At 60.8% G+C, this 18,111-nt stretch carries 19 protein-coding genes; 14 read left to right on the top strand and 5 right to left on the bottom strand.

What is annotated here, in order from left to right:
- Window positions 1-160 precede the first annotated feature (160 nt).
- The 5 genes from KX928_RS12020 to KX928_RS12000 all read left to right on the top strand — a co-directional run bounded on the left by KX928_RS12020 (window position 161) and on the right by KX928_RS12000 (window position 4,202).
- Window positions 161-499: a P-II family nitrogen regulator gene (locus KX928_RS12020; protein ID WP_219502456.1), complete on the top strand. Its 339-nt coding sequence runs from the start codon at window positions 161-163 to the stop codon at window positions 497-499.
- A gap of 47 nt (window positions 500-546) precedes the next feature.
- A complete protein-coding gene (gene glnA, locus KX928_RS12015; protein WP_219502454.1) occupies window positions 547-1,950 on the top strand; it encodes a type I glutamate--ammonia ligase in 1,404 nt (467 codons plus the stop codon).
- Between the two features lie 351 nt (window positions 1,951-2,301).
- A complete protein-coding gene (locus tag KX928_RS12010; protein WP_219502451.1) occupies window positions 2,302-3,132 on the top strand; it encodes a hypothetical protein in 831 nt (276 codons plus the stop codon).
- Between the two features lie 79 nt (window positions 3,133-3,211).
- Window positions 3,212-3,565, top strand: coding sequence for a YigZ family protein (locus KX928_RS12005; protein WP_219502448.1), 354 nt, complete (start codon window positions 3,212-3,214; stop codon window positions 3,563-3,565).
- 193 nt (window positions 3,566-3,758) lie between these two features.
- A complete protein-coding gene (locus KX928_RS12000) occupies window positions 3,759-4,202 on the top strand; it encodes a glyoxalase superfamily protein (RefSeq protein WP_219502444.1) in 444 nt (147 codons plus the stop codon).
- Window positions 4,203-4,259: 57 nt separating this feature from the next.
- Here KX928_RS12000 and KX928_RS11995 read toward each other — a convergent pair whose 3' ends face one another.
- Window positions 4,260-5,003 carry a heme-dependent oxidative N-demethylase family protein gene (locus KX928_RS11995; RefSeq protein WP_219502442.1) on the bottom strand — a complete coding sequence of 248 codons (744 nt, stop codon included), beginning with the start codon at window positions 5,001-5,003 and terminating at the stop codon, window positions 4,260-4,262.
- A gap of 127 nt (window positions 5,004-5,130) precedes the next feature.
- Here KX928_RS11995 and dddP point away from each other — a divergent pair, with 127 nt between their 5' ends.
- From dddP to KX928_RS11980, 3 genes are all read left to right on the top strand, one after another.
- The gene (gene dddP, locus KX928_RS11990) at window positions 5,131-6,471 is read left to right on the top strand and encodes a dimethylsulfonioproprionate lyase DddP (RefSeq protein WP_219502440.1); all 1,341 of its coding nucleotides are present in this window, start codon (window positions 5,131-5,133) and stop codon (window positions 6,469-6,471) included.
- A 249-nt stretch (window positions 6,472-6,720) separates the two neighbouring features.
- Window positions 6,721-7,404, top strand: a complete 684-nt coding sequence (locus KX928_RS11985) for a VPLPA-CTERM sorting domain-containing protein (protein ID WP_219502438.1) — start codon at window positions 6,721-6,723, stop codon at window positions 7,402-7,404.
- A gap of 153 nt (window positions 7,405-7,557) precedes the next feature.
- A complete protein-coding gene (locus KX928_RS11980) occupies window positions 7,558-8,778 on the top strand; it encodes a bifunctional alpha/beta hydrolase/OsmC family protein (protein ID WP_219502436.1) in 1,221 nt (406 codons plus the stop codon).
- A gap of 126 nt (window positions 8,779-8,904) precedes the next feature.
- On the opposite strand, the gene KX928_RS11975 is transcribed toward KX928_RS11980, so the two are convergent.
- From KX928_RS11975 to KX928_RS11965, 3 genes are all read right to left on the bottom strand, one after another.
- A complete protein-coding gene (locus tag KX928_RS11975; RefSeq protein ID WP_219502434.1) occupies window positions 8,905-9,504 on the bottom strand; it encodes a biotin transporter BioY in 600 nt (199 codons plus the stop codon).
- Window positions 9,505-9,579: 75 nt separating this feature from the next.
- Complete coding sequence (locus KX928_RS11970) at window positions 9,580-9,993, bottom strand: DUF6314 family protein (protein ID WP_219502432.1); 414 nt, start codon at window positions 9,991-9,993, stop codon at window positions 9,580-9,582.
- Entirely contained in the window at window positions 9,983-10,315 is a 333-nt protein-coding gene (locus tag KX928_RS11965) for a hypothetical protein (RefSeq protein WP_219502430.1), read from the bottom strand. Before KX928_RS11965 ends, KX928_RS11970 begins: the two co-directional genes overlap by 11 nt.
- Before the next feature lie 83 nt (window positions 10,316-10,398).
- Between KX928_RS11965 and purB the strand changes: the two genes are divergently transcribed.
- The 4 genes from purB (at window position 10,399) to KX928_RS11945 (ending at window position 13,704) form a co-directional block, all read left to right on the top strand.
- Complete coding sequence (gene purB, locus KX928_RS11960) at window positions 10,399-11,703, top strand: adenylosuccinate lyase (protein WP_219502428.1); 1,305 nt, start codon at window positions 10,399-10,401, stop codon at window positions 11,701-11,703.
- Between the two features lie 95 nt (window positions 11,704-11,798).
- The gene (locus KX928_RS11955; RefSeq protein WP_219502426.1) at window positions 11,799-11,957 is read left to right on the top strand and encodes a carbohydrate-binding module family 14 protein; all 159 of its coding nucleotides are present in this window, start codon (window positions 11,799-11,801) and stop codon (window positions 11,955-11,957) included.
- 95 nt (window positions 11,958-12,052) lie between these two features.
- Window positions 12,053-12,574: a tetratricopeptide repeat protein gene (locus KX928_RS11950; protein ID WP_219502423.1), complete on the top strand. Its 522-nt coding sequence runs from the start codon at window positions 12,053-12,055 to the stop codon at window positions 12,572-12,574.
- A gap of 71 nt (window positions 12,575-12,645) precedes the next feature.
- Window positions 12,646-13,704: a flagellar motor switch protein FliG gene (locus KX928_RS11945; RefSeq protein WP_219503806.1), complete on the top strand. Its 1,059-nt coding sequence runs from the start codon at window positions 12,646-12,648 to the stop codon at window positions 13,702-13,704.
- Window positions 13,705-13,791: 87 nt separating this feature from the next.
- Here the strand turns inward: KX928_RS11945 and KX928_RS11940 are convergent, their stop codons facing one another.
- Window positions 13,792-14,487, bottom strand: coding sequence for a DUF1223 domain-containing protein (locus KX928_RS11940; protein WP_219502420.1), 696 nt, complete (start codon window positions 14,485-14,487; stop codon window positions 13,792-13,794).
- 228 nt (window positions 14,488-14,715) lie between these two features.
- On the opposite strand from KX928_RS11940, the gene acnA reads away from it, so the two are divergent.
- Both acnA and KX928_RS11930 read left to right on the top strand, forming a co-directional pair.
- The gene (gene acnA, locus KX928_RS11935; protein WP_219502417.1) at window positions 14,716-17,403 is read left to right on the top strand and encodes an aconitate hydratase AcnA; all 2,688 of its coding nucleotides are present in this window, start codon (window positions 14,716-14,718) and stop codon (window positions 17,401-17,403) included.
- A gap of 5 nt (window positions 17,404-17,408) precedes the next feature.
- Entirely contained in the window at window positions 17,409-18,110 is a 702-nt protein-coding gene (locus tag KX928_RS11930; RefSeq protein ID WP_219502414.1) for an SDR family NAD(P)-dependent oxidoreductase, read from the top strand.
- Window position 18,111: the final 1 nt, after the last annotated feature.

Below are 18,111 nucleotides of genomic sequence, written 5' to 3'. Positions count from 1 at the left end.
CTTCGCGATTCACTTCTGCTTATTTTTTGTGCGACATGCCCTCAGAATAGGCGGCGCACAGCCAAAAATACCGGAGTCATCTTTCAGTTAACGCCTACGCATGGACCGCTCTAGTGCGAAATGATCTGACACCTAACGAAACACAGGCAGGGAGGCCCCCATGAAGAAGATCGAGGCGGTGATTAAACCGTTCAAACTGGACGAGGTCAAAGAGGCCCTGCAAGAGGTGGGCGTGCAAGGCCTGTCCGTGATCGAGGTCAAGGGCTTTGGCCGCCAGAAGGGCCACACCGAGCTTTACCGCGGCGCTGAATATGTCGTGGATTTCCTGCCGAAGGTGAAGATTGAAATCGTTCTGGACGATGACATGGTCGATGCTGCCATCGACGCCATCGTATCGGCAGCCAAGACCGAGAAGATCGGGGACGGCAAGATTTTTGTGACGCCGGTAGAACAAGCGATCCGGATCCGCACGGGCGAAACCGGCTCGGAAGCGCTCTGATCGGCGCGTCAGACATATTATCATTCCATTGAAGAGGGATATCGAGAATGAGCAATGAACTGCTAAGCATGATCAAGGATGAGGACGTCGCATACGTCGACATCCGTTTCACAGACCCGCGTGGCAAACTGCAGCACGTGACTGTGATGGCCGATCAGGTGGATGAAGATTTTCTTGAGGAAGGGTTCATGTTTGACGGCTCCTCCATCGAGGGCTGGAAGTCGATCGAAGCATCCGACATGAAACTGATGCCCGACACCGACAGCGCCTATATCGACCCCTTCTACGCCGAGAAAACCGTCTGCCTGCATTGTTCCGTGGTCGAGCCCGACACCGGCGAAGCCTATGAGCGCGACCCGCGCGGCACCGCTCAGAAGGCTGAGGAATACCTGAAATCTTCCGGCATCGGCGACGTGGCCTACATGGGCCCCGAAGCGGAATTCTTCCTCTTCGACAACGTGAGATATTCCAATACGATCAACAAGGTATCGTACGAAGTTGATGCCTCCGACGGTTCCTGGAACACCGATACCGAATACGAGATGGGCAACATGGGTCACCGTCCCGGCGTCAAGGGCGGCTATTTCCCGGTAAACCCGATCGACGAAAGCCAGGATCTGCGCTCCGAGATGCTCTCGACCATGAAGCGTCTGGGCATGAAGGTGGACAAGCATCACCACGAGGTGGCCTCCTGCCAGCACGAACTGGGCCTGATCTTCGACAGCCTGACCAAACAGGCCGACGAGCTGCAGAAGTACAAATACGTGATCCACAACGTGGCCCACGCCTATGGCAAATCCGCGACCTTCATGCCGAAGCCGATTGCCGGAGACAACGGCACGGGCATGCACGTCAACATGTCGATCTGGAAGGACGGCAAGCCGGTTTTCGCGGGTGACAAATACGCGGATCTGTCTCAGGAAGCGCTCTACTACATCGGCGGCATTCTTAAGCATGCCAAGACGCTGAACGCCTTCACCAACCCCGGTACCAACAGCTACAAGCGACTGATCCCGGGCTTTGAAGCGCCCGTGCTGCGCGCCTATTCCGCGCGCAACCGCTCCGGCTGTGTGCGGATCCCGTGGACCGAAAGCCCGAAAGCCAAGCGCGTCGAGGCCCGCTTCCCCGATCCGTCCGCCAACCCTTATCTCGCTTTTGCCGCCCTGCTGATGGCGGGTATCGACGGGATCGAGAACAAGATCGATCCGGGTGAGGCGATGGACAAGAACCTCTACGATCTGCCCGCCGAAGAACTCGCAGGCATCCCGACGGTATGCGGATCGCTGCGCGAAGCCATCGAGGCGCTGACGGCGGATCATGACTTCCTGCTGAAGGGCGATGTCTTCACCAAAGACCAGATCGACGGCTACATCGACCTGAAAATGGAAGAGATCGAGCAGTACGAGCACACGCCGCACCCGGTTGAGTTCGCGATGTATTACAGCTGCTGAGAAGTTCAGCTTTCTGACAAAGACAGAAGAGGCGTCCGGTTGGGCGCCTCTTTTCTTTGAATGTCCGCGACTCCGCGGTGCGCGGTCACATCAAGCCCCGGCCGTTCCTGAGCATTTTCGCAAAAATTGCCGCGAATTTGTGGCAATTCCGTGGCATTCCGGCCGCGCGCCGCCGTCTGTGGTGTCTATTTCCCTGAAACAACTAAACAAAACCGACGCTCCCCTAAAACGGGAAAATCTTCTCAATTACACCGTCTCACCCAATGATCACCATATTCCGCAGATAACTTCAGGTTGAACACATACAGGAGAGAAACCATGTCATGTAATGGCACGTGTTATCATTCTGGGATGTTACTGAGTGACGAGACAACGGTCGATCTTGCGGAGATCAAGCACCTGACGTCCGTGTTTATGAGTGAAATCGGGGCAAAGAGTTTCTGCGACGTGACGGTCGCCGAGAATGAGGCGAGACTGCGCGGCAAGCTGCTGGAAATCGGGCTGCTGTTTCCGGGCACCGCGACGCCCCAAAGCGAAACCGAAGACCTGCCTTGCATGGCCAAAGGCCACCGTGAACTGCGCGTTGAAGTGACCGGCCCGGATGGCGAAGCACTTGCGGAACACGACGCCATCCTCGCCGCCCTGCTTTATTATCTGACAGAAAAGACCGACCCGATCCATGTGCAATGGCTGTCGGAAGAAACCCGTCTGACGAAAGAAGCATTCCTCCGCATGTTTGCTCCCGAAGATGCGGACGACAAGGTGCAGGTGCGACGCCCCCGGATTTCCGCAAGCGCACGCACACCACGGCCCGCGCCCTCTGCGACCACCCTTGCCAAAGGCCATGTGACGCAGCCTTCCCGGTCAAAAGTGATCCCGAAGCGGCCCTGCGCGCAGGGACAGCTGAGAAAGCGGCGCGAATCGGATAGCCTGCGCGCCGCCTTCACCAACCTGAGCAACACACAGCTGGCGACACAGCGCGCGCTTGCAAAAAGCCGGTCGAATGTGCCGGAAAGGGACTCGTGGTTGGCAAATGTGCACCAGTCTCTCCTGCGCTCGCGGGTCAGACTGTCCGAAGCCACTCATCTTCGCGCAGCAATGGTCGGAGTTCTGGCCATCGGCATCATTGGCCAGCCCCAGATCGCAAGCGCGCTGCACACCGCCGCCAGTGTCTTGAAGTAACAGCGACTTCGGGCGCGGAAAGGTGGCGCAGAACGCGGTGGCGCTTGATTGCGGCACCGCACATCTGTAAGCCGCCGCCATGCGTACCTTCGAAAACATCATCCGCGACCGCGGCTCGAAATACGCGGTCTCCGGCGCGCTATGCACGTCGGAAAGCGACGCAAAAACTCTGATCAAAGCCTTGATGCGCAAGAAAAAGTTTGCGAAGGCAACCCACAACAGCTGGGCCGTTCTCACCGCGTCCGGCCCGGTGAAGAATGACGATGGCGAGGCCGGCGCCGGCATGGTTATCCTGCGGATGCTGGAACGCGAAGGCCTGAACAACCACCTGATCGTTGTGACCCGTTGGTTCGGCGGCAAGCATCTGGGGGGTGACCGGTTTCGCCATATTCAGGAAGCGGTGCGGATTTACCTGGCAGAAATCGGCCCCTGATCGGTTTGCTTGAAACAACAGACGTCTTGCTTTGTGCTCCAGACCGGCCTATGACGCGACCGGGCCCATGGCGCCTGCCGTTCGCACTCTGGTGAAGCCATGATATGATACTCCTGTTCTGATCTGATCACGATCGCTTCGGGCATGGCAACGCGAACCCCTCCGCCTCTCTTGCGATCATCAGGAGAAGAAGATGGATGTATCCCTCCCCTCACGAGACGCGCTGAAGGCGCAGGCCAGACGCTTGCGCACCGGGCTTGCGTTAAACGGTCATGACATCAGCCATGCGCAGGCTCTGGAAGCGGTTGCACACCAATGGGGTGCGCGCGACTGGAACACGTTATGTGCGCAGGCCCGAAACACTCCGCGGCCGGTCTACCATCCGGGACAACCGGTGTCCGGGCGCTACCTGGGGCGCGATTTCACGGGCCAGGTCAAAGCGGCCAATGCCCGCGGTGGCGGTTTCTGGGGTCTGACCCTGCGGTTTGACGCGCCTGTGGATGTCGTCAGGTCGCCCCGGTTTTCGGCGTTGCGCCAACAGGTGACCTGCGTGGTGGATGCCACGGGTCGCAGCGCGCAAAAGACATCGGATGGCCTGCCGCACATGATCCTGCACGACCATTGGTCGGGTGCTTGATCCCACGCCACACAATTCCATGCGGGCATAGAAAGGCACATGCCCGCATGGATCGCCCTAACCGGGGGATGCGGGCTGCGCGACCACATAGGTGTGGATCGAGAAGACGACAGCGCCCGTCTCGGGCAGGCGCAGGATGCATTGCCGCTCTGCCCGTTGATAACGCGCGTCCCCCATGCCCGGAGCGATCCGGCGTGGTGCCGAGGCTGACCGCGGTTGAAACAGTTCCGGATCATCGTACCACAACCGGTTGAACCGCCACAGCGGGCGCGCCACCTGCACCCCGTCAAACAGCCGCTGCACGCGTCTCGCGATGCCGTCGTCATATTCCGCGACGGTGTCGTGAATGCCGACCAGCGGCCGCCCGACCTTCTCGCTCAGTCGCCAGCTGGCCGGAAAACACAAGCACGCGGCGACCAGCACATGTTCGTCGCCGCGCTTGTCCAGGATGCAGATGTCTTCCTGAATGATCCGGCCCAGAACGGCCAGCGGCGTGTCATCGGCAAGGTCGATCACGACCCCATCGGGGCAGCGCACCCGATCGGCAGAAACCTCGTAGCCCAGCCGGGGCAACAGCCGGAGTGCTTCGCGCAGGACTTCGGCCGCCGCATCCCGCGCGCTTTGGTCCTGCCAGAACACGGCGGTACGTTTGCGTGCGATCAGGTCCCGCCGATGCGCCATTTGCGCGGCATAAGCCTCATCCACACGAATCCATGCATCCGCTGCAAGGGGCTGGACACCCGGCAGGCCCCGGTCGACCAGCATGTCGGAAGGGATCATTTTCTGTAAAATCTCCGCCATGGCAGGCATTTAGCGCCGCCAGTGCCGGTTGTCTTCAAAAAACGACCTGTAAACGTGTCGCAATCAAACAAACCCGCCGCACGTTTTGCGCCCAAGCTTGGCGCAGGACAGTGCCAGCGAGGCGAGAATGAACCAGCACTACCGCGACAGCCGCAAGATCGACCCCAACCGGGGCGACAAGCTGGGCGATGGCACCCCCAACGATATGGACCGCGTCGAGATCGGGCCAACCCGGCTGGCGTTTGAGGAATGGGCGGCGGCAGGGCTGGAACTGCCCGACCTGGCCGCGATGCGCGCCTTCCGTCACAAACGGCTGACAGACCATATTGTGGCGCGCGGATATGCCGGCCTGTTGATGTTCGACCCGCTCAACATCCGCTACGCGACCGACAGCACCAATATGCAGCTCTGGAACACCCACAACCCATTCCGTGCGGTGCTGCTTTGCGCCGATGGGTACATGGTGATGTGGGACTACAAGAACTCTCCTTTTCTCAGCAAGTTCAATCCGCTGGTGCGCGAACAGCGGTCCGGCGCCGACCTTTTCTACTTTGACCGGGGTGACAAGGTGGATGTGGCGGCCAACAGCTTCGCCAACGAAGTGCGCGTCCTGCTGGACGAACACGCCCCCGGCCACAGACGCCTTGCCGCCGACAAGGTGATGCTGCACGGGCTGCGCGCGCTGGAAGCGCAGGGTTTCGAGGTGATGGACGGCGAAGAGGTCACTGAAAAGTCCCGCGCGATCAAGGGACCGGACGAGATCAAGGCAATGCGCTGCTCGTCACATGCCTGCGAAACCGCCGTGCGCCTGATGGAGGACTTCGCCCGCGCAAATGTCGGCGACGGCACAACCTGCGAAGACGATATCTGGGCTGTACTGCACGCAGAAAACGTGCGCCGGGGCGGCGAGTGGATCGAAACGCGGCTGCTCTCTTCGGGGCCGCGCACCAACCCGTGGTTCCAGGAATGCGGTCCCCGGGTCTGCCAGCAAAACGAGATCATCTCCTTCGACACCGATCTCGTGGGCAGCTACGGCATCTGTACCGACATCTCCCGCAGTTGGTGGATCGGAGATCGGAAACCCCGTGCGGATATGATCTATGCCATGCAACACGGGGTGGAGCACATCATGACGAACATGCAGATGCTCAAGCCGGGTGTGATGATCCCGGAGCTGACGGCGGGCACGCATGTGCTGGACGACCCATTCCAGAAACAGAAATACGGCTGCCTGATGCATGGCGTCGGCCTGTGCGATGAATGGCCGTTGGTAGCCTACCCCGACCAGGCGGTCGAGGGGGCGTACGACTACCCGCTGGCGCCCGGCATGACCCTCTGTGTCGAGGCGCTTGTGTCCACCGTGGGCGGCGATTTTTCGATCAAGCTGGAAGATCAGGTGCTGATCACCGAGGACGGCTATGAAAACCTGACGACCTACCCGTTTGACGATGCGTTGATGGGGCGCTAGCCGCCCCAAGTCAGGCGATTTACCGGCGGGAGACCGCGACATCGTCAGGGTGACGCAACGTCGTCCCCAAGGATACCCGCGCCTGTTAAGACTGTTCTCATTTCGCGCTTAATTTATGAAAATGCCGCGCATATACCGGCGCCAAGTTGGGTTGAAGACTGGCCGCATTGGTCCGGAGTGCGGCCCCTGCGCCAGTAACAAGTAGTACCATGGGCAGATTTCATGCCCGCGGTTTAACGAGGAAAAACGATGAAATTAACTGCACTTGCGGCGGCGGCCGCGCTTTCCCTTGGCACCCTGACCGGCAGCGCATATGCGGCAACGCTGAGCGGCAATTTCCTGGTCAAAGTGGTCAATTACTCTGCCGGTGGCAAAGGGCGCAACGCAAAGGCCAACCAGGAAAATTTCAACGCGCGCTATGCGGCGGCCGGCACTGGTTTCGCCGATCAGTTCATGTATCGCGGATCACTGGACTTTCTGGTCAACAACAACCCGAAGGATCTCGATCTCGAAACGATCGGCGATTTCCTGTCTACCGGGTCCGGTATCGTGAGCGGCCTTGACGCGGATGTGGCCGCAAAGCGCCTGAGCACGCCAACGTTCGATCTGACAACGCTGTTTTCGTTCACGGAAGTCTATGCGAACGCGTTTGATGTCATCGCCCGTCACGACGATGGCATTTCGATCTACGACGATGGCGCGCGTATCCTGTCCTTCGAGAACCCGACAGGTGTGCGCACAACGGGCACCGGGGCTTTCGATGGCGGCGCCTTCACGCTGGTCTACGCGGCCGCGAACGGCAACCCGTCGGTGCTGAACGTGATGGGCGACGGTGTGCCTGCCGTGCCACTGCCCGCCTCGGCCCTGCTGCTGGTTGGCGCATTGAGTGGCTTCGGGGCCATGGCGCGCCGCAAGGCCCGCAAAACGGCGTAACACGACCTGTCAGAACGCGTCTCCTTTCGAGGCGCGTTTTCGTCCCGGCAGATGATGGGTACGAACGCTTCGTCACCTCCCCGTGATGTTGCTGACACAGACCTTGCCTCGCGCTCCAATGATGCCCACTCTGGGACCCGAAGGAGCACTGTCATGCCCACTGAACGCATCAAATTTACGGGCCATGACGGCTCGGACCTTGCCGCCCGGCTCGACCTGCCGAACGGGCCGCATCTGGCAACCGCCATTTTCGCGCATTGCTTCACCTGCGGCAAAGACATCCCGGCGGCGCGGCGTATTTCGGCGCGGCTGTCGTCGCTGGGCATTGCCGTCCTGCGCTTTGATTTCACCGGGTTGGGGCATTCGGGTGGTGAATTTTCAAACACGTCCTTTACGTCCAACGTCGACGATCTGATCTCGGCGAACGCCTATCTTACGGCACGCTCTATGGAACCGGCGTTGATCATCGGCCATTCGCTGGGCGGCGCCGCCGTGCTCAAGGCCGCCGCGCAGTTAAACAACATCAAGGCCGTCGCAACGCTTGGAGCGCCCTTCGACCCCGAGCATGTGACGCATAATTTTGCCGACGCGCTGCCCGAGATCATGTCGAACGGGGTTGCCGAGGTCTCCTTGGGCGGTCGTCCGTTTCGCATCGGCAAGAGATTCATCGAGGATGTCGCCGAAGGGCAGCTGACCCCGTCTATCGGTGCCCTGAACGCCGCACTACTGGTGCTGCACGCGCCTCGCGATGAAATCGTGTCGATCGACAATGCCAGCCAGATTTTCCTCGCTGCAAAACACCCCAAGAGCTTTGTGACCCTTGATAGCGCCGACCATCTGATCTCCCGGGCGGACGATGCCGAATACGCGGCCGACGTCATCGCGACATGGGCGCAACGCTACATTCACCTCAAGCAGCCCGCGCCGCCGCCGGGGGCGCCCGAAGGCGTGTTGCGGGTCTCCGAGGCCGATCCGGCGGGATACCTGACCGACATCACGTCCTCCGACGGGCACCATGTTCTGGCCGATGAGCCGCTGGCCTATGGCGGCACCAACAAGGGGTTATCCCCCTATGGCCTGCTGTCCGCCGGGCTGGGGGCGTGCACGTCAATGACGATCCGCATGTATGCACGCCGCAAGGGGTGGCCCCTGAACCAGGTGTCTGTCGACGTCAGCCATGACAAGGTACATGCGCAGGACGCGGAAACAGCCGTGGGCGAAAAAATCGACACGTGGCGGCGGCGCATATCCCTCACCGGGAAACTGGATGCGGATCAACGTGCCAGATTGCTGGAGATTGCGGATAAATGCCCGGTGCATCGCACCCTGGAGCGCAGCTCAACCGTGATCACGGAGTTGGCCGAGGCAGAATAGCATGGTGCCGGAAGGTGCATGCGCCCTGCCCCAAACCAAAGCAACCGGTGATCCGGACATGCCGGAAACGCAAAAAGCCAGAGCGATTGCTCTGGCTTTTTCGATCTTGATTTTGGGGCGCTTGCGTCAGCCACGGGCGTTGCCAACCAGCTTCCACAGGGCAGGCAACAGCGCAGCGGCCAGTGCCAGCTTCAGCAAATCGCCCGTCAGGAACGGTGTCAGACCCCATTCGAGGATCGGCTTGTCCCAGCCGTAAAGAATGCCCAGCCAGGCAAGGCCCGGCAGGTAGATCAGCACATTGCCAAGCAGCATCGCAGCCGCCATCCAGACCGCCGAACGGTCCCAGCCCCGTTGCGCCAGAACGCCCAGCATCAGGGTCGCCAGCACGTAGCCCAGCAGATAGCCGCCGGTGCCGCCCATCATGTAGGTCAGTCCAAACGTCTCGGCGGTGGAGCCTGCAAAGACGTCAAAGCCGAGGGCGCCGATGATCATGTAGCCAAGGATCGTCACCAGACCGAGGCGCGCGCCATAAGCCGCCCCGATTGTCAGCACCGCGAAGGTTCCCATGGTCATGGGCACCGGCCACATCGGCACTTTGATCTTGGCGGCGAGCGCCAGCAGGACGATGCCAAGCACGACCAATACAGCCTGTTTGACGCGCCGCGCCGCGCCCTCGGTCGGGCCAAAGGCCTCTGCCAGGACGGAATGAGAAGCGGACAATTGCATGGGTGTTTGTCTCCTGTTGAGAATATGTTGCCCCCTGAATGCCGCAGCCGCAGCATCAGTGCAAGACCTGTTGCGCTAACGGCGGCTGTAATGACTGTGCAGAGAGTAGGATTTTCGAGGCCCCGAGACCTCCCACAGGGCGGTGAAGACCGGCCAGCGCGCGAAGTCGTAGATCACGCTGTAGGTGTCCGGGTCACACCAGTGTGTGGCCTTCCCTCCCCTTGCGGGCACCGCGTGAAAGAACCGCCCGTCATCGAAATACACGTCCAGACCCGCGGCCCAGCGATACTGCCGTTCCGACTGCATCGCCGCACCCTGCGGCATCTTCAGGCTGCCGGTTTCGCGATAGATCAGCCCGTCCGCCTCCGGTGTCCAGACAGCCACCCCCTGAAACATCGCGGTCGTCCCATCCGCATGGATGATCTGCCGGTGCAGATCCCATGCCCCCTCGAAATCCGCCAGAACCCGCGCGCCCGGATCAGTCTGCATAGACAGCATCGGTGATGTCATCACCCTGACCGATGAACCGCAGCCTGTCGCCGGCGCGGGCCATGTCGTAACAGGCCCAGAGGTCGGACGGCGGCCATTGGCTGCAATACTGGTCGCCCGCGACACGCCAATTGCCCCAACTGTCAGCGCCCGCATTGTAGAGCGTGCGGCCCGACGCGCGGAAATCCTGTGAGGCATTGGCATACTGCAATTTCCGGTCGGTCAACGCGCTGCGGATCTCTTCGCCGGTCAGCGGCTTCCACGCATCCGCCGACACCACAAACGGACAAATTGCCAGCGCTGCGGTCATCAATGCTCTCATTTCCCGGGCTCCCGGCTTGTGGCTGTCCCGCGCGCAGTTTAAGAGCGCGGCAAGCCCAAGACAAATGCCAAAAAGGTGAGCTGATGATCCCCCGCTATTCCCGTCCCGACATGGTTGCAATCTGGTCCCCGGCCACGAAATTCCGCATCTGGTACGAGATCGAAGCGCATGCCTGTGACGCGATGGCCGATCTGGGGGTGATCCCGCGTGCAAACGCCGACGCCGTTTGGAAAGCGAGGGACGTGGAATTCGACGTCGCCCGCATCGACGAGATCGAGGCGGTGACCAAGCACGACGTGATCGCCTTTCTGACGCATCTGGCCGGACATGTGGGCAGCGACGAGGCGCGTTTCGTGCATCAGGGCATGACATCCTCGGACGTGCTCGACACCTGTTTCAACGTCCAGCTGGTACGCGCTTCGGACATCCTGATCGAGGATATGAAAGCGTTGCTCGCCGCCCTGAAGCGCCGCGCGCTGGAGCACAAAGACACTGTGCGCATCGGGCGCAGCCACGGCATTCACGCAGAACCCACCACCATGGGTCTGACCTTCGCGCGCTTTTACGCAGAGATGGACCGGAACCTGAACCGGCTTGAAAAAGCCCGCTACGAGATTGCGACGGGTGCAATCTCTGGCGCGGTCGGCACCTTTGCCAACATCGATCCGGCGGTCGAAGAACACGTCTGCGCCAAATTGGGCCTGGAACCCGAACCGATTTCCACCCAGGTCATCCCGCGCGACCGGCACGCAGCCTTCTTTGCCGCCCTTGGTGTCGTTGGCAGTTCCATTGAAAACATCGCCACCGAAATCCGCCACATGCAGCGCACCGAGGTGCTGGAGGCCGAGGAATTCTTTTCTGCCGGGCAAAAAGGCTCTTCGGCGATGCCGCACAAGCGCAACCCGGTGCTGACCGAGAACCTCACCGGCCTCGCGCGTCTCGTCCGCATGGCCGTGGTGCCCGCGATGGAGAATGTCGCCCTCTGGCACGAGCGTGACATTTCGCACTCATCCGTTGAGCGTAACATCGGCCCTGACACCACGATCACGCTGGATTTCGCCCTGGCCCGGCTGACCACCGTCATCGACAAGCTGGTGATCTACCCCGACAACATGCTGGCCAATATGAACAAATTCCGTGGATTGGTGATGTCGCAGCGGGTTCTGCTGGCGCTGACCCAGGCCGGGGTCAGCCGCGAGGACGCCTACAAGCTGGTGCAGCGCAATGCGATGAAGGTCTGGGAAGAAGGCAAGGATTTCAAAACCGAATTGCTGGGGGATGCGGAGGTTCTGGCCGCCCTGAGCGCCGAGGAGATCGAAGAGAAATTCGACATCGGTTACCACACCAAACATGTCGACACGATCTTCAAGCGTGTGTTCAAGGACTAGGCATGGCCCGGGCCGTGCCTCGCCGCGGACGGCATTTTTGTTGACGCATGGTCACCGGCTGCTACCTTGGCAGGTACACAGCAAGGAGACCCGCAATGACGATCAAGACGTTGGCCGCCGCGGTGGCCCTGACAGTTGCACCGATGTTGGCCTATGCCGAAGGTTGCAGCTACGGCAAGAAAGTAACGATGTCCTGCGCCGAAGGCACGATCTATGACAGTGCCACGAATTCCTGCGTGGCCACCACCACCTGAACATCCGGTTTATGCGATCACGGACCTGTGATCGCATAAAACCATCGGCTGCCGCGTAAACAACGTATGAATAGTAAACCAAGCAGGAGTTTTTCATGCGTCTTTTTTTGAGTGCGGCCCTTTTGTTTCCAACGATGGTTCTGGCCAATGGCGGCGATAATGACGCCCCTCCCCCCAAACCGGCCGTGACCTGCGAAGGCGCGCAGGTCTACGACAAGAAAACCAAGAAATGCGTGAACGCACAGGAAAGCAGTCTCGGAACCGAGCAGCTTTACCTCGCCGTGCGCCAACTTGCCTATGCAGGCCGCTACCACGATGCCCAGGCCGTGCTGGACGCGATGCCAGAGAATGACCCCGGGCGGTTGACCTACATGGGTTTCACGCATCGCAAACTGGGCAATGTCGAGCTGGGCATGGTGTTCTACGAAAAGGCGATTGCGCAGGACCCGGGAAATATTCTCGCACGGTCCTACATGGGGCAAGGTCTTGTAGAGCAAGGTGATTTGGCCGGCGCCATGGTGCAATTGCGCGCGATCCGCGAACAGGGCGGCGCAGGCACATGGTCGGAAACCTCGCTGCGCAAAGCGCTCGAAACCGGCAGGACCTACAACTACTGATTTCAGCCAATCTTTACCTTTATCTGCCACAAGCGGGATGACTCCCAAAGAGGCGGGTAAAGATGACAGACATGGTTCCAATGACTCCGCTCGCGGCACTGCCGGGGGCGGAAAACAGCAGACCGGTGACGCTGAGCCGCAAGGCAAAGGCCGCGATCGTCGTGCGGCTGCTGCTCAATGAAGGGGCGGATATCCCGCTTGAGGATCTGCCCGATGAAATGCAGGCCCAGCTGACAAAACAGATGGGTGCGATGCGGCTGGTAGATCGCGACACATTGGCCAGCGTGGTGTCCGAATTCGCCGATGAGCTGGAAAGCATCGGGCTGTCCTTCCCCGGCGGGATCGCGGGGGCGCTGGAATCGCTGGACGGACGCATTTCCAAACAGACCGCGGCGCGTCTGCGTAAAGAAGCGGGCGTACGCCAATACGGTGACCCCTGGGCGCGCCTGCGGGATCTGAATGCAGAAAAGCTCCTGCCCGTGCTGGAGAATGAAAGCATCGAGGTGGCGGCAGTCCTGCTCTCCAAGATCGACGTGGCGCGCGCGGCGGAGCTGCTGGGCAAGCTGCCCGGCCCGCGCGCCCGGCGCATCACCTACGCGGTGTCGCAAACCAGTGCTGTGACACCGGATGCCGTGGACCGTATCGGGCTTTCACTGGCCACCCAACTGGATGCAGAACCGCTCAAGGCTTTCGACAGCGGTCCGGTGGAACGGGTGGGCGCGATCCTAAATTCCGCGCCCTCAATCACCCGGGACGATGTGCTTGAAGGGCTGGATGAAACGGATGCGGGCTTCGCCGATCTGGTCCGCAAGGCCATTTTCACCTTCGCGAACATCCCAAAACGGATCGCCCCGCGCGACATTCCCAGAGTCGTGCGCGAACTGGAGCAGGAAGTTCTCGTGACCGCGCTTGCCGGGGCCGACGCCGCCGGTATGAAAGCATCGGCCGACTTCATCCTCGAAAACATGTCCGGCAGGATGGCCGATCAGCTGCGCGAAGAGATGGAAGAGCGGGAAAAGGTCAAATCCTCGGAGATGGAAGAGGCCGCCGCCACGATTGTCGCCAGCATCCGCGAGATGGAAGCCGCCGGCGAATTGCTTTTAGTTGTGGAAGAAAGCGACGAAGGGTAATGCCAGCTTCGGGCCGCAACCAGATGCGGCCCGCGACTACCCCCGATCTCATCGCGCGCATGATCAGCCGAGAGCGTCAGACCCGCCTCACCTGACCCGTGCAGCGGCCAGAATTGGCCCCATGCGTTCGGCCTGGATAAGGACAACCGCCGGGGCATCGCCGGGCGCCATGGCCTGCATCGACAGGGGCTCGCGCCCGTCCCACTCCCGGACGACTTTCCAGTCCTGCGTGACATTGGCGTAGGAAATCGTGCGGCCTGCATTCTCCCCCCGGGTGATGCGTGCTTCCCGCTTCGGCTTGTACCGCAGCAGCTGAACCACCATCGGGCCGGTGCCGCGCCGCAAGACCTCCGCATCGATCTGAACCCGGTCACCAACGCGTTTCAACGCCACCTTCACGGCCGCCGGATATTCCTTGTGAAGGGCGATGGCTTTCGACACCTCCATCGGTTTCGCCCCGATAATATCGGTAAGCCCGTTCACGATCATTTCCGGCGTATAGATCGACCGGCGACCGGCCACGGTGGCATAGGCGCGCTGCCGCTCCGCGTTGCGCGGGTCGGCGAATTCATCCTTCCATCCGATGTAATCCCAGTAGTCCACATGCAGCGCCAGGGCGATGACATCGTCGCGTTCCGCAAGCGCATGCAGCATTTCATCCGCCGGCGGGCAAGAGGAACATCCCTGCGAGGTGAACAGCTCGACAACCACCGGGGAGTTTTGCGCAAAACCGGGAACGGCAAAGAGCCAGAGCGCGGCGATGCCTTGAAACAGTCGTTTCATGTGATTCCTCTACTGGCCAAAAGGGCCTTTCCAGTAGCGTAGATTCTCCGCCCTGTAATGACCAATCAAGGTTTCTTGAGAGTTGCAGCGCGATTTAACACAAAAACGGTACACAATGGTATACATTTATGGGAATCGACACCGAATTGAGTTGATCTGCCCCGCGCCATAGGGCATTCAACAGCCAATCCACAAAGATGATCCAGCCCAAGCCAGAGGAACCCTCTTATGCCCATTACCGTTGGTCACGACACGTCCAAGACCCGTAAAAGCCTGAGCGTTGGCGCACAGAGCGTTGACTATTACTCCATCCCCGCGGCGACCGCGGCCGGGTTGGGTGATTTTGCGAAACTGCCCGCCGCGCTGAAAGTGGTGCTGGAAAACATGCTGCGCTTCGAAGATGGCAAGACGGTCACGACCGACGACATCAAGGCCTTTGCCGAATGGGCCAGCAAGGGCGGCAAGAACCCGCGCGAGATCGCCTACCGCCCTGCCCGCGTACTGTTACAGGATTTCACCGGCGTTCCGGCGGTGGTCGACCTTGCGGCGATGCGCGATGCGATCATCAGCCTTGGCGGGGATGCGGAAAAGATCAACCCGCTGAACCCGGTGGATCTGGTCATCGACCACTCTGTGATGATCGATGAATTCGGCAACCCGCGGGCGTTCCAGATGAACGTGGACCGCGAGTACGAGCGCAATATGGAGCGCTACACTTTCCTGAAATGGGGTCAGAAAGCCTTCAACAACTTCCGCGTGGTGCCCCCCGGCACCGGCATCTGCCACCAGGTGAACCTTGAGTATCTTGCCCAGACCGTCTGGACCGACACGGATCAGCACGGCAAGGAAGTGGCCTACCCCGACACGCTGGTCGGGACCGACAGCCACACCACCATGGTCAATGGTGCTGCCGTTCTGGGGTGGGGTGTCGGCGGGATCGAGGCCGAAGCCGCGATGCTGGGCCAGCCCATTTCCATGCTGATCCCGGAAGTTGTGGGCTTTGAACTGACCGGTACGATGATGGAAGGCACCACTGGCACGGATCTCGTTCTGAAAGTGGTCGAGATGCTGCGCGCCAAAGGCGTTGTCGGCAAATTCGTCGAATTCTACGGCGAGGGGCTCGACCGCCTGCCGCTTGCGGACCGCGCCACCATCGGCAACATGGCACCAGAATACGGGGCCACCTGCGGGTTCTTCCCGATCGACAACGAAACCCTGCGCTACCTGCGCACCACGGGCCGGGATGAAGACCGCATCGCGCTGGTCGAAGCCTACGCCAAGGAAAACGGGCTGTGGCGCGGCGACGATTACGCACCGATCTACACCGACACCCTGCACCTCGACATGGGCACCATCGTGCCCGCGATCTCCGGCCCGAAGCGGCCGCAGGATTACGTGGCGCTGGACCAGGGTCAGATCGCCTTCCGCAAGGAGATGGAAGAGACCTTTAAACGCCCGATGGGCAAGGAAGTTGCCGTCGCAGGGGAAGACTACACCATGGAAAGCGGCAAGGTGGTGATCGCGTCGATCACATCCTGCACCAACACCTCCAATCCTTACGTGATGATCGGTGCGGGCCTCGTGGCGCGCAAGGCGCACGAGCTGGGCCTGAACCGCAAACCCTGGGTGAAAACATCGCTGGCGCCGGGGTCTCAGGTCGTCTCCGCCTATCTGGAAGCGGCCGGTTTGCAGGACGATCTCGATGCGCTCGGGTTCAACCTCGTAGGCTACGGCTGCACCACCTGCATCGGCAACTCCGGCCCGATCCAGAAAGAGCTGTCGGACGCCATCGCCGAGGGTGATCTGGTGGCCACATCGGTTCTGTCGGGCAACCGTAACTTCGAAGGTCGGATCAGCCCGGATGTACGCGCCAACTACCTCGCGTCGCCGCCGCTGGTGGTGGCCTACGCACTTGCGGGCACGCTGGACATCAACCTTGCGAAAGACCCGATCGGCCAGGACAAGGACGGCAATGATGTCTTCCTCAAGGACATCTGGCCTTCGACGCAGGAAATCGCGGAACTGGTCGAACAGACGGTGACGCGCGAAGCCTTCCAGACCAAATATGCCGACGTCTTCAAGGGCGACGACAAGTGGCAGGGCGTCAGCACCACGGACAGCAAGGTCTATGACTGGCCGGTGTCCTCCACCTATGTCCAGAATCCACCCTATTTCCAGGGTATGGGCAAAGAGCCGGGCACGATCAGCAACATCGAGAACGCCTCGGTGCTGGCGATCCTCGGCGACATGATCACCACGGACCACATCTCGCCTGCCGGATCGTTCAAGGAGACCACCCCTGCCGGTCAGTACCTGATCGAGCGTCAGGTGCCGGTGCGGGAGTTCAACTCCTACGGGTCGCGGCGCGGCAATCACGAGGTGATGATGCGCGGCACTTTCGCCAACATCCGGATCAAGAACGAGATGCTGGATGGCGTCGAGGGCGGCTACACGAAAGGCCCCGATGGCAAGCAGACGTCGATCTATGATGCGGCGATGGCCTATCAGGACGCCGGCACCCCGCTGGTGATCTTTGGGGGTGAGCAATACGGTGCCGGGTCGTCCCGTGACTGGGCTGCAAAGGGCACAGCGCTGCTGGGTGTCAAGGCCGTGATTGCCGAAAGCTTCGAGCGTATTCACCGCTCCAACCTGGTCGGCATGGGCGTGATCCCCTTCGAGTTCACCGGTGGCGACACCCGCAAATCCCTCGGCCTGACCGGGGAGGAAACGGTATCAATCGCCGGCCTCGACACGATCCAGCCCTTGCAGGAAGTACCCTGCACCATCACCATGGCGGATGGCAGCGTGAAGGAAATCACGCTGAAATGCCGGATCGATACCGCGATCGAGATCGAATACATCGAACATGGCGGCGTGCTACACTACGTGCTGCGCAACCTCGCGCAGGCGGCGTAAAACCCATGCGCGTGGCACTCATTACCGGTGCCGCGCGGGGCCTTGGCCGGGCAATAGCGCAGGATCTGGCGACGGACCATCATGTCGCGATCACCTACAACACCACGGATCCCGGGCCGCTTCTGAAAGAGCGGCCCGACGTCTTTCCCATCAAGGCAGATCTGGCCGGGGCCGCGGCCGCCGCAGATGTGATAACGCGGACAATCACGACCTTCGGGCGGCTGGATGTGCTGGTAAACAACGCCGGGGCAATTGTCCCCACGGCGCATGATGCGACGGATTTTGCAGACCACAAGCTCAACTTCGATGTGAATGTCATCGCCCCGATGGCGCTGTTGTCCGCCGCGCTGCCCTACCTGAACCCGAGTGCCAGCGTGATCAATATCTCCTCCACCAACGCGGTATTGCCCGCCATGGGGGCGTCGGCCTATTCCGCCAGCAAGGCGGCCTTGAACACATGGACCCGCGGCATGGCCAAGGAGCTGGGACCACGCGGCATTCGCGTCAATGCGGTGGCCCCCGGCGCGACGGAGCGGCCGGAAAATCCGCGCCCGGAGGAGCTGATCGAGAAATTCGTCGAGATGACCGCTCTCGGCCGGATAGGCCAGCCCGAGGACATTGCTGCTGCCGTGCGCTTTCTGGCCTCGGATGCTGCCAGCTTCATCACCGGCGAGATACTCAACGTGAACGGCGGCTACCGGCTGTAAC

This window comes from Roseobacter insulae, from assembly GCF_019375555.1.
Lineage (GTDB): Bacteria > Pseudomonadota > Alphaproteobacteria > Rhodobacterales > Rhodobacteraceae > Roseobacter > Roseobacter insulae.
Note: the sequence above shows the minus strand (reverse complement) of the source record. Positions and strands in the feature narration are given on the sequence as shown.

Coding starts and splice junctions, on each gene's coding strand:
- KX928_RS12000 (WP_219502444.1), top strand. CDS start 3,759: ATGGATGTATCCCTCCCCTCACGAGACGCGCTGAAGGCGCAGGCCAGA.
- KX928_RS11975 (WP_219502434.1), bottom strand. CDS start 9,504: ATGCAATTGTCCGCTTCTCATTCCGTCCTGGCAGAGGCCTTTGGCCCG.
- KX928_RS11955 (WP_219502426.1), top strand. CDS start 11,799: ATGACGATCAAGACGTTGGCCGCCGCGGTGGCCCTGACAGTTGCACCG.
- glnA (WP_219502454.1), top strand. CDS start 547: ATGAGCAATGAACTGCTAAGCATGATCAAGGATGAGGACGTCGCATAC.
- KX928_RS11930 (WP_219502414.1), top strand. CDS start 17,409: ATGCGCGTGGCACTCATTACCGGTGCCGCGCGGGGCCTTGGCCGGGCA.
- dddP (WP_219502440.1), top strand. CDS start 5,131: ATGAACCAGCACTACCGCGACAGCCGCAAGATCGACCCCAACCGGGGC.
- KX928_RS11985 (WP_219502438.1), top strand. CDS start 6,721: ATGAAATTAACTGCACTTGCGGCGGCGGCCGCGCTTTCCCTTGGCACC.
- KX928_RS12010 (WP_219502451.1), top strand. CDS start 2,302: ATGTTACTGAGTGACGAGACAACGGTCGATCTTGCGGAGATCAAGCAC.
- KX928_RS11970 (WP_219502432.1), bottom strand. CDS start 9,993: ATGCAGACTGATCCGGGCGCGCGGGTTCTGGCGGATTTCGAGGGGGCA.
- KX928_RS11945 (WP_219503806.1), top strand. CDS start 12,646: ATGGTTCCAATGACTCCGCTCGCGGCACTGCCGGGGGCGGAAAACAGC.
- KX928_RS11965 (WP_219502430.1), bottom strand. CDS start 10,315: ATGAGAGCATTGATGACCGCAGCGCTGGCAATTTGTCCGTTTGTGGTG.
- KX928_RS12020 (WP_219502456.1), top strand. CDS start 161: ATGAAGAAGATCGAGGCGGTGATTAAACCGTTCAAACTGGACGAGGTC.
- KX928_RS11940 (WP_219502420.1), bottom strand. CDS start 14,487: ATGAAACGACTGTTTCAAGGCATCGCCGCGCTCTGGCTCTTTGCCGTT.
- KX928_RS11980 (WP_219502436.1), top strand. CDS start 7,558: ATGCCCACTGAACGCATCAAATTTACGGGCCATGACGGCTCGGACCTT.
- KX928_RS12005 (WP_219502448.1), top strand. CDS start 3,212: ATGCGTACCTTCGAAAACATCATCCGCGACCGCGGCTCGAAATACGCG.
- acnA (WP_219502417.1), top strand. CDS start 14,716: ATGCCCATTACCGTTGGTCACGACACGTCCAAGACCCGTAAAAGCCTG.
- KX928_RS11995 (WP_219502442.1), bottom strand. CDS start 5,003: ATGGCGGAGATTTTACAGAAAATGATCCCTTCCGACATGCTGGTCGAC.
- purB (WP_219502428.1), top strand. CDS start 10,399: ATGATCCCCCGCTATTCCCGTCCCGACATGGTTGCAATCTGGTCCCCG.
- KX928_RS11950 (WP_219502423.1), top strand. CDS start 12,053: ATGCGTCTTTTTTTGAGTGCGGCCCTTTTGTTTCCAACGATGGTTCTG.